Origin of the sequence: Polaribacter sp. (assembly GCF_036480315.1) — a bacterium.
Lineage (GTDB): Bacteria > Bacteroidota > Bacteroidia > Flavobacteriales > Flavobacteriaceae > Polaribacter.
Genome location: NZ_JAZGGG010000022.1, coordinates 35,778 through 51,865 on the forward strand (window position 1 = coordinate 35,778; position 16,088 = coordinate 51,865).

Consider the following 16,088-nt stretch of genomic DNA (forward strand, 5'->3'; position numbering starts at 1 on the left):
TGAAATTTGATTTTCACTAAATAAAAGGTTCTTTAAATCTTTCGAAATGGCAAGTATAACCATTTGGTTTTCTTACCAAATAATCTTGATGTTCTGGTTCTGCTACCCAAAATGTAGAATAAGGCTCTAAAGTTGTAGCCGTATTTCCTTTCCACTTTTTGGAGATATTTACAATATTTATAACTTCTTTGGCGATTGTTTTCTCTTCTTCATTCTGAAAAAATATTGCAGATCTATAACTAGCGCCAACATCATTTCCTTGTCTGTCTAAAGTTGTTGGATTATGAATTCTATAAAAATAATCTAATATTTCTTTAAAATTTGTTTCATCAGGATTATAGGTGAGTTCAATTCCTTCTGCATGACCTGGATGGTTTTTATATGTAGGATTGTCGTTTTCTCCACCAATATAACCAACTTCTGTATCTATAATTCCTGGTCTAACTCTAAATAATTCTTCCATTCCCCAGAAACATCCACCTGCAATGTATGCTTTTGTATATGTACTCATTTTTTTTTTGATATTAATTTTATGTTTTTTAAAAAGTGAATTACTTTTTCTTGTGGCATTTCACAAGGGTTTAAAAACTTATTTTTTGTTGTTGTAAATTCCGAATGAATATGCTTCAGGAATTTGTTGTATGTATTAAAAAAACACTCATTACGAACTACAAGATAACATAGAACAACCTACTTTGTTTCTTGCCCATTCTGGTCTTTTTGCAAACCATTTTTGGCTTTTTGGTTGTTCTGAATATGGTTTTTTTAAAAGTTGAAATAATTCATCAATTAAAGAATAATCACCTTCATTTGCAGCGTCAATTGCTAATTGAGACATGTAGTTTCTTAATATATATTTGGGATTTACAGCATTCATTTTTTCTTTTCTTTCTTCGGATGAAACTCGTTCAATTGTAAGTTTATCTTCGTATTTTTTGAACCACAAATTCCATTTTATTTTTACCTCGTCAGAAATATTTTTAAAGTCATAGAAAGCTTCTTTTATCAACTCTAGACCAGATTTTTCATCCGTAAAACTACTCAAGTTTCTAAAGAAAATTGTCATATCTGTTTCTACCAATTGTAAATTATCTTCTAAACTCTGAATTAGTTTTACGTCCTCTTCATCCGAAGTAAATAACCCTAATTTATTTTTCATCATCTGTAAAGATTGCTTCTCAAAATCGATTTTATATTGTTCTAAAATGGCATTTAAAGGTTCCACTTCTTCAATTATTGGATACAAAGCATTTGCCAATTGATATAAATTCCACAAACCAATATTTGGTTGATTTCCATACCTGTAACGCTTGTGTTGTCTGTCAGTTGTGTTTGGTGTCCAACCAAAATCGAAACCTTCTAACCAGCCATAAGGTCCGAAATCTATGGTTAAACCAAGAATGGACATATTATCTGTATTCATAACTCCATGTACAAAACCAACACGTTGCCAATCTATAATCATCTTTAAAGTACGTTCAGAAACCTTTTTAAAAAAGTTGATATAACTTTTTTTAGTTGGTTTTCCTAAGTGCGTAAAATGGTGCTTTATAGTATAATCTACCAAACCTTTTAAATTCTTTATATCTTTTCTTGCTGAAAAAATCTCAAAACTACCAAATCGTAAAAAACTTGGTGAAACTCTAGAAACAATCGCACCTTTTTCATAAGCAGGATTTCCATCGTATAAAATATCTCTCATTACTGAATCTCCAGATAAACTTAAAGACAAAGATCTTGTGGTTGGCACGTTTAAATGAAACATAGCTTCTGCACACAAATATTCTCTTACAGAAGATCGTAAAACTGCTAAACCATCTGCAGTTCTAGAATATGGTGTTTCGCCAGCACCTTTTAATTGTACTTTCCAGTTTTTATTTTGATGCTCAATTTCAAACAAATTAATGGCTCTTCCATCTCCTAGTTGTCCTGCCCAATTACCAAATTGATGTCCGCCATAACACATTGCAAAAGGTTTTGTATTCGGATAAACTTCATTTCCGGTAACTACGTTTTTAAAGAATTTTGATTTTGAATCTTCTTTAGAAATATTTAATTCAGTAGCCATTTCTTGCGAAATATGTAAAACTTCTGGTTTTACTGTTTTCTTTGGGTTTGTAAAAGAAAAAACAGCGTTTTCCACTTGTCTTCTTGAATTCTCTAAATTAGAATCTGAAGGCAATTCTTTAGTAAAAGTGTCTTTTATATTTAGGTTCATCATAATTCATCAATCCATTTTTGAAGTTCTTTGTTAGAAGGGTTTCTTAATTTTTTATCATCAATAGTAATTGTAGGAAAATTAGTTTTCTGTTTTCATACAAATTACGTAATCCTTCAACATTTTCTTCATTGTTTTCAACATATAGAAACGCGTACTTTAAATTACGCGTTTCTAAAAATGTTTTATAATATTGAGTTTTATGACATCTTTCTGCGCCAAATAATTTTATAATCATTATTTATCCACAGATTCTAATTGCATAGATTCAGAATTAACACAATAACGCAAGCCACTTGGTTCTGGTCCATCAGAAAAAATATGACCTAAATGGGCATCGCAAGTATTGCACATAACTTCTACTCTTATCATTCCAAAAGAAACATCTTTATGGTATTTTATAGCATTTTCTTTAATTGGTTGTGTAAAACTTGGCCAACCAGAACTTGAATCGAACTTAATTGTTGCATCAAATAATGGAGTATTACAACAAACACAATTGTATTTCCCCTCATCAAAAACACTACACAAAGCTCCTGTATGTGGTCTTTCTGTTCCTTTTTGTCTTGTAATTCTAAATTGTTCTGCAGTTAAAATATCTTTCCACTCTGCTTCGGTTTTCTCAACTCTTTTATCTGGAGTTGAATTCCCTTTTGTTGTAAAACTGATAATTTCTTTCCAAGTTAGCATAATCTCGTTCCTTTTCTAAATTAATTAATATGAATTACTATCCAAAATTTAGACGTAAAAACAATTGATTCCTTACAATTATGCCTAATTTGTAGTGTTGAAAGTATTACCTAAATTTACGACAAAAATAAATGAACCAGAAAACAAATTTTATAATATCTATTTTTTGTTTTTCTAAAAAAAAACTTTATAATGAGTACTTTATTGGTTGCCGTTGAAAAACATGTTTTAAATTTATTGAATTCTCAATTAAATACAATGTATGTTTATCATAACTTGGCGCACACACAAAGAGTTGTGGGGAAAGTAAAGCAGCTTATTGAAAACTCAGAATTTGATGCAGTTTCTAAAGAGAATGTGCAAATTGCAGCATGGTTTCATGATACGGGCTTTATAAAAGGAGCGGAAAATCATGAAGACGAAAGTGCTAAAATTTTAGCAACGTTTTTAGAAAGTAATAAGGTTAATGAAAAAAGAATTGAGGCTATTTCTAACTTGATTTTAGCAACCAAAATGAGATATGAGCCAACAGAAGATTTAGAAAAAGTGATTATTGATGCAGATTGCTCACATTTGGCAAGTAAAAATTTTGCTGATTATACTACATTATTAAGAAAAGAATGGGAACTTACAGGAGTTAAAACCCAAACTAATGCAGAATGGATTGCTGAAAATGTTAATTTTTTTACAGAACATCATCGTTTTTATACTGAATTTGCATTAAGAAATTGGACAAAATCTAAAACTAAAAATTTAGCAAAACTATTAAAGGATCAAGAAAAGTTTAAAGACAGTAATAAAGCCTTTAAACAAAAAAAAGAAGCTTTAGATCTTAAGAAAAATAAAAGTGATGTACCTGAAAGAGGTGTTGAGACAATGTTTAGAATTGCTTTGAAAAATCATATGACTTTAAGTAATATTGCCGATACTAAAGCCAATATTTTACTCTCTGTAAACGCAATTATTGTTTCTTTGGCCTTGTCTAATTTATTGCCAAAATTAGACAATCCATCCAATTCTCATTTATTAATACCAACTATTGTATTTATTGCTTTTACGGTAGCTTCTATAATTTTATCAATTTTAGCAACAAGGCCTAATGTAACAGAGGGTAAGTTTTCTAGAGAAGATGTTGCTAATAAGAAAGTAAATTTATTGTTTTTTGGTAACTTTCATCAAATGGAATTGCCTGATTTTGAATGGGGAATTTCAGAAATGATGACAGATAGAGGTTATTTATATGGTTCATTAACCAAAGATTTATACTTTTTAGGTTTGGTTTTAAGTAGAAAATATAAAATATTAAGAATTACTTATACCGTTTTTATGATTGGTATTATTGTAAGTGTAACCGCCTTTGCAATTTCTTTTTCTTATCAAGGTATAATCGTTTAATAATTTATAAAGAAAATATTTTTTTATTTAAGAAGTAAAAACCCATAAAATTTAACATGAATTTTATGGGTTTTTTATGATAAAAGACTACTTGTTTTAAGCTTCTATTTCTTTAATTAAATCGTTTAAAGTAATTGTCTCTGCTTCATCAAAATCTTTGTGATAGATTACTTCTGCACGTAAAGCTTTTAAACCAGAAACACCTTGTAAATCTTCTAGTTGAAGATATTCTATTTTTCCTAATTGGTTTTTAGATTGTAAAAAGTTAATGTATTTGGTGTACTCCAAAGCATCTTTTTCTTGCGAATATACAATGGCAATTTTACCAGGAACTGTTAACCTTTCTTTAGTGCCTTTTATAAGAGATTTATCGATACGTTTTTTTATGATTTCGTATCTAATATTATAAGCACCATCAACATCAAATTGCTTTTCATCCATTCTAAATTTAATTGCCATAGCATTACTATGCACTAAAATTAAAGAGGCAACACGTAAATCATATTTCATGTTTTTACGCTCATAAAATGCCAAATTTTCCATTTCACAAGTAATCTGCAATTGCCATAAACGTAAATTGTATAAATACAAATCATTAAAAGTTTTACTTTTAGTTATAGATTGCCCTATATACATATTGTATTCTACACCATCAGTTTTGTAACGCTCAAAATAATGAGGAAACATATCTTGTGCTTCTTTTTGTTTGTTATCTAAAAACTTAGCAAGTTTATCGTTTAATAGCGTAACACTATTTTCGTATTCTTTTCTCTTTTCATAAACAACATTTAGATTTACATCTAAACGGTTCATATAAATATTAACCTTTTGAGAAAGCTCATTATTTATACTTTTAATATGACTAAAAACCTGATAGATTTCTCTATTTAAAAAATCTATAATACCTATCTCGTCTCCAGCACTTAAACCGTCATCTACGTCTGTTAAATATGAAGAAACTCTAAACATTAATTCATTGTAAATAGGTAATTTTTCTGTTGTGCAGGCATCTTCTAGTACCGAAATAGCTAAAATTAATTGAGCAGTTAAATCTTCTTTTATTGCTTGATTTCTGGCATTTGAAGACCCTTTTATATCACTTTGACCAAATAAAGGGAAAACATCTTTAAATACAATTTCATCTAATTTTGCATTCTCGTTTGTTTGATGTTCTGTGTGATATTTCTCTGCAGCTTCATAAAAACGCCATTTTACAGAATTGTGAATTGAGGTGTAATTTTCTTGAATTGTTGCTTCTAAAACATTTTGATGTTCTTCTGATGTTCTTTTTACAGCAGCTTCAAAAACAGGAATAATGTCTTTTAATTTATTAATGGTAATAGAGTTTAATTCATAGGCCCTAGGAGACGCAATTTCTAATAAAGCTAAATCACCATTATTTGTTGCTTTAATTGGTATAATTATAATGCTTTGTATGTCAGTATTATGCAATGTTTGGTAAAATGGATTCTTATCTGTGTTTAAACCGTATTTTTCAACATCAGAAATTATGAATGTTTTACGATTTTTAAATACTTTTTGCATTATGTCATTACAAAAATAACTTGTGTCACAATTTATTTCAGAATCATTTTTTAGTATTAAGCTGTCAGATTTATTAGCCTTTATTTCACAAATTTTTGTGTTAGTTTTATCGAAAATAGAATACCCTAATTTTAAATCTTTAATGCTAAAAAAATCTCTTAAATTACTTTGAAGTTTTGGAATTAAATTTTGGCCACCTTTTAATAAGTTTGCTTTAATTGATGATAACATTTCTTCAGAAGTAACATCAAATAAACTAACCAATCCAAAGCCTTTAAAAATATAACTATTAGGTGGAAATTTTTCTTTCCATAAAGCTATGTTTTCAAAGTTATTTAATAATTTTTTAAAGTTTTCTTCTGTAATTGTTGGAGCATTTTCTGTTGGTGTAATTTCAGAAAAATCAGCATTAAAAGTAGCTCTGTAGTATTTCATTGTTCCAGTTTTTTTATCTGGAATATCAAAATAAAAAGGTCTCTTTATATCTACATTATAACCATAAACTGCACCTAAAATAAAGGTACAAGCCATTATATACATACCATCATCTTCAAAATTACGAACCTTTAATTCATAATCGTCACCTGCATTATTTAGTATGTTTTCAAAACGGTCTGTAAATTTAAAAGAAGTAAAAGAGAAAGGAATACTTGCAGCTTTTATTTCATTTAATAATAATGGCTCTGGAAACAATGGATTTAATAATAAATCTATTTGTTCTTTGTATTTATCTAATAAAGTATAATCTGAAAAACCTTCATTTAATTCAGGATGTTTTTCAAAAAGTTGCATCATTTTTATGGCAGAAGTATGAAAAGGATGATTCACAAAATCTTTTCCAGCATACTTTTCAAATAAGTTAAAAACCTTTTTGAATGAAATTTTTAGTTGTAGTGGTAACTCAACTTCATTTACAAAATTAGATTCTATGATTTTCATACTTTAAAATTTACTATACAAATTTACAAAATTGTTATTTGGTAGTCGCTATAAGACATGTTTGCTTACTTTTTTGTGCTTTTAAAACAAAAAATAGTTAAAACTAAAATTGTATTTTAGTTTTAACTATTTTTATAAATTATGAATAGAAATTATTCTTTATTTCTGTCTAAAATAAATGGTAATTGGTACACCAGAAAAATCATACAAATCTCTTAATTTATTTTCTAAAAAACGTCTGTAAGCATCTTTAACATACTGTGGTAAATTACAGAAAAATGCAAACTGTGGAGTCGCTGTAGGCAATTGCATACAATATTTAATTTTGACAAATTTACCTTTAATAGCTGGTGGTGGATAATTTTTTATGACATCTAACATAACGTCATTTAGCTTACTAGTAGATATTTTGAATTTTCTTCTTTCGAAAACTTCTACAGCAGATTCAATAGCTTTAAATAAACGTTGTTTTGTTAAAACGGAAGTAAATATAATTGGCACATCTGTAAAAGGTTCTATTTGTTTACGAACCATTGCTTCGAAATCACGCATTGTGTTCGTTTCTTTCTCAACTAAATCCCACTTATTTATTAGAATAACAACACCTTTTCTATTTTTTTCTGCCAGCCAAAATATATTTTGATCTTGCCCTTCAAAACCACGCGTAGCATCTACTACTAAAATAATAACATCTGAATATTCTATAGAACGAACAGCACGCATTACAGAATAGAATTCTAAATCTTCTTTTACTTTCGATTTTTTTCTGATTCCTGCTGTATCTACCAAATTAAAATCGAAACCAAAACGGTTGTATTTTGTATCGATAGAATCTCTTGTTGTACCAGCAATATCGGTAACAATATTTCTGTCTTCGCCAATTAAAGCGTTTATAAATGATGATTTTCCTGCATTTGGTCTTCCAACTACAGCAAATCTCGGTAATTCTTCTTTTTCTAAATCAATTTCTTCTGGTTTTGGCATTTTTTCTGCCAAAGCATCCAATAAATCTCCAGTTCCACTTCCGTTAATTGAAGCAATTGTATAGTATTCGCCCAAGCCAAGATTGTAAAATTCTACAGCATCTGGTTCACGCATTGCGTTATCAACTTTATTAACTACAGTAAAAATTGGTTTTTTTACCTTACGCAAAAGTTTTGCAACTTCAGCATCCATAGGAGTAATACCATCTTCTACATTTACTACAAAAATAATTAAATCTGCTTCTTCAATAGCAAGATTTACTTGTTTTCTAATTTCACCTTCAAAAATATCATCAGAACCAGTTATATATCCACCAGTATCAATAACAGAAAACTCTTTTCCATTCCAGTCAGATTTTCCATAATGTCTATCTCTTGTAACTCCACTAACTGAATCTACAATAGCTTCTCTTCTTTGTACCAATCTATTAAAAAGTGTTGACTTTCCTACATTTGGTCTTCCTACAATGGCAACAATGCTATTCATTTGAATTGAAATTTTTTGCAAAGATACAATTTACTGTATGATAATTTATTGTAAATTGAAACACTTCTAAAATTATTAATATGAGTGATAAAAAGACGCTTCTAATTGAAAAACAAAATAGTGAGGTTTTTCTTCGCCCTAGATTTTCAATTGATTTAGAAGAAGGTTATGAAACGGTATTAAATCACTTTTCTGATGCATTTAAAAAAAAGGAAATTGATTTTAGAGGAAATATTGTTGATGGACATATTTTTATTTCTGTTTCTAAAAAAGAAGAACATTTTTGGTCTCCTCAATTACATTTAGAAATTTTAGAAAAAGGGGAAAATAAATCTGAATTAAAAGGTCTTTTTGGGCCAAAACCGCAAGTTTGGACGCTCTTTATGTTTGTACATTTTGTAATTGGGATTTCATTTTTAGGGTTTTGTACGCTATTATACGCAAGAATTTCTTTAAATGAATCGATTGTATTCCCTTTAATTATAACAATAGTATTGCCATTAATTTGGATTCTATTATACTTTTTAGGGAAAATTGGAAAAGATACCGGTAAATCTCAAATGAAAGATTTACACAATTTTATGATTAATTTAATTTAGTACTTATTTCTGATTGTAGCCAAAACGTTTCAGTTGAATTTTATCGCTTCGCCAGTTTTTATTCACTTTTACGTATAACTCTATAAAAACTTTTTTCTCAAAGAATTTTTCTAAATCTTTTCTTGCTTCAGCACCAACTCGTTTTAAAGCAGAGCCTTTATGACCAATGATGATCCCTTTTTGAGTTTCTCTTTCCACCATAATTATAGAACGAATTCTAACAATGGTTTCTTCTTCTACAAATTCTTCAGTTTCTACTTCTACAGCATACGGAATTTCCTTTTTGTAATGCATTAGAATTTTCTCTCTAATTTTTTCGTTTACAAAAAAACGTTCTGGTTTATCTGTTAATTGATCTTTCGGATAAAAAGCAGGACCTTCTGGTAATAATTCTTTTATTTTTTCGAAAACTGCAGAAACATTAAAACCTTCTAAAGCAGAAATTACAAAAACTTCTGCATTTGGAACTTTTTCTCTCCAATATTCAATTTTTTCTTCTACTTCATCTTGAGAAGACTTGTCAATTTTATTCAATAATAAAATAACAGGAATTTCACTATGAATAATTCTATTAAAGAAGGCTTCGTTTTTTAATTCTTTTTCACCAACTTCTACCATGTAAATTAACACATCTGCATCTTCAAAGGCAGATTTTACAAAATCCATCATAGAAGATTGTAATTCGTAAGCTGGTTTTATAATTCCTGGTGTGTCAGAAAATACAACTTGGTAGTTGTCTTCATTTACAATTCCTAAAATACGATGTCTTGTGGTTTGTGCTTTTGGCGTAATAATAGATAGCTTTTCGCCTACCAAAGCATTCATTAATGTTGATTTACCTACGTTAGGATTTCCAATAATATTTACAAAACCTGCTTTATGTGTCATGCTGCAAAGATAATTCCTTTTTATAATTGATTATATTTTAAAACATTAAAAATAATTAAAATAATGTTTGGTTTGTAATTAGAATGTATTGTATCTTTGCAGTCCAATAATTTCGGCGATATTATGAACCGTAAGTTAAGAGCTAAAGTGAGATAATTGGAGCATACAACGCGGGATAGAGCAGTAGGTAGCTCGTCGGGCTCATAACCCGAAGGTCACTGGTTCGAGTCCAGTTCCCGCTACTAGGTTAAAACCAAGAATACAACGGATTGTTTACGGACAATCCGTTTTTTTATGCCCATAACTTTCTTACTTTTACGTACCGTAAACGTTTTAACTATGAAACTGAATTATTCTGAGCCAAAAATCTTCACAGGAGGAGTGAATATTTCTGATTAGACAAGCCTTATTTTACAAGAAAAAAAGACTGCTCTTTCAAAAGATTGGTTTGTCTATTTTTCTTTTCGAAATCCTGAAACTGGCAAATTAAAAAAACTACCCTTTATAAAAGCTGGAGTAAATAAATTAAAAACGAAAAAGGAACGTTACGTATTTTTAAGAACCTTGCAGAAAACTTTGCTGCAATTATTGCAATATGGGTTTAATCCTTATGAAGATAATAGTGCGTTGGAAGGATCTATTTTTGCAGACGAAAAGTCAAAAACAACCAACATACCAACAAGTTTGCAAAAAGACCAACAGTTACCAACAATCAACCAACAAGTTGTTGAAAATCAGAAAGTGTCTGTGTCTAGTGAAATAGCAGAGCCATCAACAATCATTAAAGAAGCCATTCTATTAACTTTAGAATTGAAAGTTGATATGATGAACAAAAACTCATTTGTTCAATACAAGAGTAGAATAGGACTTTTTGAAAAATGGTTAAAAGAAAAAGAATATTATAAAGAATCAATCATATTCATCACAAAGAAAATTGTAATAGATTACTTAAATGAAGTCTTAATAAAAACTAGTGCAAGAAATCGAAATAATTCAAGAACAGATATTGCCTCTATGTTTCAGCTCTTAGAAGACAATGAAATAATACTAGATAATTTTGTTAAAAAGATATCCGTTTTAAAGTCTGTACCAAAACGAAATAAAACATATTCCCAAAAATTAGAAAAGGAAATCTACAAGCACCTAGAAAAGGTGGATTCTCATTTATTTCTCTTCATTAAATTTATTTCTTACAGTATCTTAAGACCTATAGAAATATGTAGGTTGAAAATAGAAGATGTAGAGTTACAAGACAAAAAGTTATATATTAAAGCAAAAAACAAACCAGTTCAAATTAAAATTATCCCAGAGATTCTATTAAATGATTTACCAGATTTATCCAAGAAAGATCCAAAAGCATTTTTATTTGGAAGGTATGAAATTGGCGAAGAATGGGATGCGGAATAAACCAATAAAAGAAATGAGTTTTCTAAAAGATTCAAAACAATTAAAGATCATTTTAAATTAGGTACTGAATATGGAATGTATAGTTTTAAACACACTTTTATAACAAAACTACATAGAAAGTTTAGGGAAAAGATGCCTCAGCAAGAGGCAAAGAGTACTTTAATGCCGATTACAGGTCATCAAACAATGGTTGCGTTAGAAAAATATTTAAGAGATATTGATGCAGAATTACCAGAAGATTATTCGAATATGCTTTATGATAATATTAAAGATTGAAAAAGAAAAATAGATGATTAAATTTAAAAATAATTTTGAACTTTCCATTATTGTTCCACTTCGCAAAGAGGTTCTAAACTTACAAGATTTACATTGATAAGATCATTTTCCTTTTAACCAATAATGCTCTTTTCCAGAACATCGCTTACAAGAAACGCCTTGCCTATTTCTTTCGTTTTTAAAATGCAAACGACAACTCTTTTCATCTGTAAAATGAACTCTAAAACTAAATACACCCATAATTAACTAGTTTATTATCAGATAAATACATGAAAATTAATTCAGTTTTAGGACTTTTTACGGATATACAATTGTAATTTTAAAACCCTATAATAGGGATTATAATTTCGACTTTAGTCCCTTTTGATGTAGAATGATTTTTTAAATCAATAATATTAAAACTATAAAATTTAGAATTATTTATTTTATTTAATAATTCTATTCTATTTTTTATTATAGAAGTACCGTATGATTTTTGTTCTTTTAATTTGTCTATTTTTTTATCATTCCTGCCTACTCCGTTATCAATAATTTCAATTTTAATAGTCTTTTTTGAATTACAATAAATATTTATTTGTATTATTTTTTCTTTTTTACTAGGTAGTAAACCATGTTCAATTGCATTTTCAATAATAGGTTGTAATATAAGAACGGGTATTTTTATTTTTGATAAATCTAAATTTTCCTCAATACTATAAAAAACGTCAAAAAGTGTATCATGATTAGATTGTATAACAGATAAATATTGTTTAATATAATTAATTTCTTTTTTTAAGGTTGTGAACTCTGTATTAGACATTTCTAGAGTTGTCCTTAAAAGCTTTGAAAAATTCACGAATATCTTATTTGATTTTACTTCATCATCTAACAAAAAAGAGCTTTGAATATTATTTAAACTATTAAATATAAAATGAGGGTTCATTTGAGATTTAATAGCCTTCATTTCTAAAATGTTTAACTTGTTTATTAATAAATATTTTTCCAGTCTTTTTTTTCTATATTGATTTGCAAGAAAAATAGTTGTTAAGATTGCTGCAAAAATTAATAATAAAATAAAACTATTTCTTTCCCAGATATAAGGAGTAATAGAAAAACTAATAGTTTCTACATTACTAAAGATGTTACTATCTGTTTTTATTAAAGCTATTTTTAGGGTATAATCTCCTTGATTAAGTTCACTAAACTTTAAATTTGATTCTTTGAATTCAATCCAATCATTTTCATTATTATTATTATTATTATTTGTTAACTTGTAGAATTTATTAAAGTTAGCAATATTACTTTTTGTTTTTATAGAGTTTTCAATATTTATATTATTAAAAGATCGTTCTAGTACTATTTTTTTATTATGATTAAAAATAGAATCATTTACCTTAAATTTTAACACTTCGATTTCACCTTTTAATTCTTTTTTAAAAATATCCCAATCAATAGTGGAGAAACCTTTAGACTGTATTACTAAAATATTCTTAGCTCTAGGAACTATTTGTTTAATACTACTAGTAGACACCCCATCAAACTCATTAATTATTTGTTTAACTTGATAAACGCCATTAATTATTTCTATAAGAATTATTCCTTTTAAAGTCGCTAGAAAAATAGAATTAGATTTTTCTTCAAAAGCAATACAATTAACTTTAGTATTTAAATTAAATTTCTTAATTATATTTAACTGTTTATCTAAAACATAAAAATCTTTAGTTGTACCAACTAAAATGTTATTAGAATCTTTACTTAATGTAATTGTGTTTTTTATGTTAAAGTTAGATTTAAAAGCTTTATTTAAGGAATTTATATTATGAATGCCATTTTCATTAGAAACTATTATATTTTTTTTATCAATTGCTCTTATATTATTTAATCTTAACTTTAGTTTATCTAGCTCTATAAAATGCTTGTTATTAGGACTGACTAGAACTTTTCTTATATAAAGTGAATAGATTTGTTCTTTAATGTTATCACTAGATCTATATGAATATAATACAGGAGTTTTCACAGATTTAAATTCAAAACCATCCTGTTTAATTTCTATTATATCTTTTGTGTCTATATTTGAAATAATAAATTTATTTGAAATTTTTAGAATATTTAAATTATGATTAGTTTTTGTATAAGTTTTAATGTAACTCAACTTTTTAGAAACTAAATTATATAAATATAAATCTAGATTCTTGTTTAAAATAGCAATGTTGTTATTTAAATAGTTAACATGGTTTAAAATTCCGATTGAAGAATAAGCATTTTTGTATTTATTATTTATATACGTATCTTTAAGCAAATAAAGTTTATTTCCTTTATCTATAATCCATTTTTCAGTATCATTTTCTATAATATTTAATATATTCTTGTTTTTTATAAAGCTTTCATTTTTTATTTTCTTTAAATTTTTAATTGTATCTCTATAATTATTGTCAAAGTTCAGTTTTTCTTTATTTTTTATTGATGAAAAAAACATTTTGTTTCCAAAAGTGTAACGAATTCTATTTTCGTAGTTACTTCCTATAAAAACTGTGTCAGATTTTTCAAATAAAAACCGATACCCATTTTCCATTAGAGAGTTTTTAACTAATTTTACAGTATCATTTTTAATGTAGAATAGTCCGTTTTGGTAAGAATCTAGCCAAATTCTATTTTTAGAATCTATATTTAGTTCAAAAATATCATTTGTTGGTAACCCATCTTTTATGCTAAAATTTTTAAAACTTGTACCATTGTATTTAGAAATCCCATTATCAGTAGCAAACCATATATAACCATTTTTGTCTTTAACAAAAGAATAGACTAAATTAGAAGGCAAGCCGTCTTTTACTGTTATTTCTTTAAAAGTAGTAGTGTTTTGAGCATCTACTAGTATGCTTAACAAACAAAACAATATTATTATAATTTTTTTAAACATAGGAGAAAATAAAAGAGCAAATTATACTTTTTTTATTTAATAACCTTATTGAAACCATTTATTACATTAAACCACCCAGTATTAACAAACTGTTTCAGTATTTTTTTTTATTTTTATATATTCCCGAAAAAATTCCCTTTTATGAAAAATTATAACGCAATTATTGTAGACGATGAGAAAAAAAACATTGAAATATTAGAGCATTTTTTACTGAAATTTTGCCCACTTATAAATATAGTAGCATCAATAACTTCTATTGATGAAGCAGTAAAAGTTATTGATAGCGAAAAACCAGATATATTGTACCTAGACATAAATCTTAAAAAAGGAACATCGTTTGAGATTTTAGAAAAAATAAATTTTACAAATGCTATAGTTATTTTTATTACTGCGTATAAAGATTTTGCAATAAAAGCTATAAAAAAAAATGCTATTGATTATATATTAAAACCATTGTCTATTGAAGATGTAATTCTAGCTACTAATAAAGCTATTAATAAAATTGAAGAAAAAGAAGAATTATTATCAGTTATTCAAAGTAATACTACTAAAAATTATATAACTATACATTCTATTGAATGTATAGAGATTATACAAAAAAAAGATATTTTGTATTGTGAATCTGATGGTAGATATACTATTTTAACATTAATAGGTAGAAAAGTAACAGCTTCAAAAAACCTTGGAATTTTTGAAGAAAGCTTAAAAGAAGGTTTTATTAGAGTTCACAATTCTTTTATAATTAATCTTAATCATGTTAAAGTTGTTCATAAAAAAAATGGTTTCTTTTGCGAAATGATTAATGGTAAGAAAGTACCTGTTTCTAAAAGAAAACAATTCTTAATAACAGAATTGTAAACAGATATAATTTATAAAACCCATTTACACTGTAAATTCAATCATTTATTACTTTTTATTAACCGAGTGTTACTTACTCATTTTTTAATACATCATTCTTCCTCAACTTTGCTTTGTCTTTAAAGGATTTAAGATATATTTTCTTCCCCCAAAAAAACTTTCATTTTTAACAAATCTTTGAAAATAAGTTTTTTATATCTAAAATTTTTCTTTAAAACATTTATCACATTTAGTTAAACAAATATTTAAAGTTATTAGAAGTATGAAAAAAGTAACATTACTCTTTTTCTTATTGTGTAGTAGTGTGGTTTTTGGTCAAGTTGGTATAGGGACTACCACGCCAGATCCTTCCTCACAATTAGAAGTCACAGCAAACAACAAAGGTATACTTATACCTAGGGTTAATATTGAAAATTTAGACACTGCAGATCCAGTTGCAGCAACAAATATTAAAGAAAGTTTATTAGTGTATAACACTAATACTATAACTGGTAAAGGATTTCATTATTGGACAGGAGTTAAATGGGAAAAAATGTCTAACATTCAAGAGGTTATAAATTTAATTTCTGCTGTGCCAGATGATCAGCAATTAACAAGTCTTTCTTTAAATGGAAATATATTAAGTGTTACTTTGGAAGATGGTGGAACCAGATCTGTAGATTTATCTCCAGTTGCAGGGATCTCTGCCTATCAACAATGGTTAGATGCCGGAAACACAGGGAGTGAAGCAGATTTTTTAACATCATTAAAAGGAGCAGACGGAACAAATGGTACTAACGGAGTTGATGGAAAGTCGGCTTACCAAGCATGGTTAGATGCAGGAAATACAGGGACTGAAGCAGACTTTTTAAATGGATTAAAAGGAGCAGATGGAACAAATGGTACTAACGGAGTTGATGGAAAGTCG

13 protein-coding genes, 1 tRNA gene and 2 pseudogenes are annotated in these 16,088 nt (G+C 27.5%); 7 read left to right on the top strand and 9 right to left on the bottom strand.

Annotated elements, in window-relative coordinates:
* Positions 1-16 precede the first annotated feature (16 nt).
* From msrA to msrB, 4 genes are all read right to left on the bottom strand, one after another.
* Positions 17-511, bottom strand: a complete 495-nt coding sequence (msrA, locus tag V3V28_RS04590; protein ID WP_331363855.1) for a peptide-methionine (S)-S-oxide reductase MsrA — start codon at positions 509-511, stop codon at positions 17-19.
* Positions 512-661: 150 nt separating this feature from the next.
* Complete coding sequence (locus V3V28_RS04595; protein ID WP_331363866.1) at positions 662-2,218, bottom strand: protein adenylyltransferase SelO; 1,557 nt, start codon at positions 2,216-2,218, stop codon at positions 662-664.
* 46 nt (positions 2,219-2,264) lie between these two features.
* Complete coding sequence (locus V3V28_RS04600; protein WP_331363856.1) at positions 2,265-2,456, bottom strand: glutaredoxin family protein; 192 nt, start codon at positions 2,454-2,456, stop codon at positions 2,265-2,267.
* Positions 2,456-2,908, bottom strand: coding sequence for a peptide-methionine (R)-S-oxide reductase MsrB (gene msrB, locus V3V28_RS04605; RefSeq protein WP_331363857.1), 453 nt, complete (start codon positions 2,906-2,908; stop codon positions 2,456-2,458). The genes V3V28_RS04600 and msrB overlap by 1 nt, the downstream gene beginning before the upstream one ends.
* A 192-nt stretch (positions 2,909-3,100) precedes the next feature.
* Here msrB and V3V28_RS04610 point away from each other — a divergent pair, with 192 nt between their 5' ends.
* Positions 3,101-4,303, top strand: a complete 1,203-nt coding sequence (locus tag V3V28_RS04610) for a Pycsar system effector family protein (protein WP_331363858.1) — start codon at positions 3,101-3,103, stop codon at positions 4,301-4,303.
* Between the two features lie 96 nt (positions 4,304-4,399).
* On the opposite strand, the gene V3V28_RS04615 is transcribed toward V3V28_RS04610, so the two are convergent.
* Both V3V28_RS04615 and der read right to left on the bottom strand, forming a co-directional pair.
* Positions 4,400-6,787 (bottom strand): GAF domain-containing protein, encoded by a 2,388-nt coding sequence (locus tag V3V28_RS04615; protein WP_331363859.1) that lies wholly within the window; start codon positions 6,785-6,787, stop codon positions 4,400-4,402.
* A 159-nt stretch (positions 6,788-6,946) separates the two neighbouring features.
* Positions 6,947-8,257, bottom strand: coding sequence for a ribosome biogenesis GTPase Der (gene der / locus V3V28_RS04620; protein WP_331363860.1), 1,311 nt, complete (start codon positions 8,255-8,257; stop codon positions 6,947-6,949).
* A gap of 80 nt (positions 8,258-8,337) precedes the next feature.
* Between der and V3V28_RS04625 the strand changes: the two genes are divergently transcribed.
* Complete coding sequence (locus V3V28_RS04625) at positions 8,338-8,856, top strand: GTP-binding protein (protein WP_331363861.1); 519 nt, start codon at positions 8,338-8,340, stop codon at positions 8,854-8,856.
* Positions 8,857-8,859: 3 nt separating this feature from the next.
* Here the strand turns inward: V3V28_RS04625 and era are convergent, their stop codons facing one another.
* Positions 8,860-9,744: a GTPase Era gene (gene era, locus V3V28_RS04630; RefSeq protein ID WP_331363862.1), complete on the bottom strand. Its 885-nt coding sequence runs from the start codon at positions 9,742-9,744 to the stop codon at positions 8,860-8,862.
* Between the two features lie 169 nt (positions 9,745-9,913).
* Between era and V3V28_RS04635 the strand changes: the two genes are divergently transcribed.
* From V3V28_RS04635 to V3V28_RS04645, 3 genes are all read left to right on the top strand, one after another.
* A tRNA-Met gene (locus V3V28_RS04635) sits at positions 9,914-9,986 on the top strand.
* 334 nt (positions 9,987-10,320) lie between these two features.
* Positions 10,321-11,151, top strand: coding sequence for a site-specific integrase (locus tag V3V28_RS04640; protein WP_331363863.1), 831 nt, complete (start codon positions 10,321-10,323; stop codon positions 11,149-11,151).
* 132 nt (positions 11,152-11,283) lie between these two features.
* Positions 11,284-11,427 carry a hypothetical protein gene (locus V3V28_RS04645; RefSeq protein WP_331363867.1) on the top strand — a complete coding sequence of 48 codons (144 nt, stop codon included), beginning with the start codon at positions 11,284-11,286 and terminating at the stop codon, positions 11,425-11,427.
* A gap of 30 nt (positions 11,428-11,457) precedes the next feature.
* On the opposite strand, the pseudogene V3V28_RS04650 reads toward V3V28_RS04645, so the two are convergent.
* Positions 11,458-11,667, bottom strand: a pseudogene (locus V3V28_RS04650) (transposase); the annotation flags it as partial.
* Between the two features lie 79 nt (positions 11,668-11,746).
* Positions 11,747-14,290: a sensor histidine kinase gene (locus V3V28_RS04655; RefSeq protein ID WP_331363864.1), complete on the bottom strand. Its 2,544-nt coding sequence runs from the start codon at positions 14,288-14,290 to the stop codon at positions 11,747-11,749.
* Between the two features lie 174 nt (positions 14,291-14,464).
* Between V3V28_RS04655 and V3V28_RS04660 the strand changes: the two genes are divergently transcribed.
* Positions 14,465-15,181: a LytR/AlgR family response regulator transcription factor gene (locus tag V3V28_RS04660; protein WP_331363865.1), complete on the top strand. Its 717-nt coding sequence runs from the start codon at positions 14,465-14,467 to the stop codon at positions 15,179-15,181.
* A 262-nt stretch (positions 15,182-15,443) separates the two neighbouring features.
* A pseudogene (locus V3V28_RS04665) lies at positions 15,444-16,088 on the top strand (hypothetical protein); the annotation flags it as partial.

Excerpts from the sequence above, each read along its gene's own strand:
- V3V28_RS04600 (WP_331363856.1), bottom strand. The coding sequence starts at position 2,456 with ATGATTATAAAATTATTTGGCGCAGAAAGATGTCATAAAACTCAATAT.
- V3V28_RS04660 (WP_331363865.1), top strand. The coding sequence starts at position 14,465 with ATGAAAAATTATAACGCAATTATTGTAGACGATGAGAAAAAAAACATT.
- V3V28_RS04645 (WP_331363867.1), top strand. The coding sequence starts at position 11,284 with ATGCCTCAGCAAGAGGCAAAGAGTACTTTAATGCCGATTACAGGTCAT.
- V3V28_RS04615 (WP_331363859.1), bottom strand. The coding sequence starts at position 6,787 with ATGAAAATCATAGAATCTAATTTTGTAAATGAAGTTGAGTTACCACTA.
- der (WP_331363860.1), bottom strand. The coding sequence starts at position 8,257 with ATGAATAGCATTGTTGCCATTGTAGGAAGACCAAATGTAGGAAAGTCA.
- V3V28_RS04595 (WP_331363866.1), bottom strand. The coding sequence starts at position 2,218 with ATGAACCTAAATATAAAAGACACTTTTACTAAAGAATTGCCTTCAGAT.
- msrB (WP_331363857.1), bottom strand. The coding sequence starts at position 2,908 with ATGCTAACTTGGAAAGAAATTATCAGTTTTACAACAAAAGGGAATTCA.
- msrA (WP_331363855.1), bottom strand. The coding sequence starts at position 511 with ATGAGTACATATACAAAAGCATACATTGCAGGTGGATGTTTCTGGGGA.
- V3V28_RS04625 (WP_331363861.1), top strand. The coding sequence starts at position 8,338 with ATGAGTGATAAAAAGACGCTTCTAATTGAAAAACAAAATAGTGAGGTT.
- era (WP_331363862.1), bottom strand. The coding sequence starts at position 9,744 with ATGACACATAAAGCAGGTTTTGTAAATATTATTGGAAATCCTAACGTA.
- V3V28_RS04610 (WP_331363858.1), top strand. The coding sequence starts at position 3,101 with ATGAGTACTTTATTGGTTGCCGTTGAAAAACATGTTTTAAATTTATTG.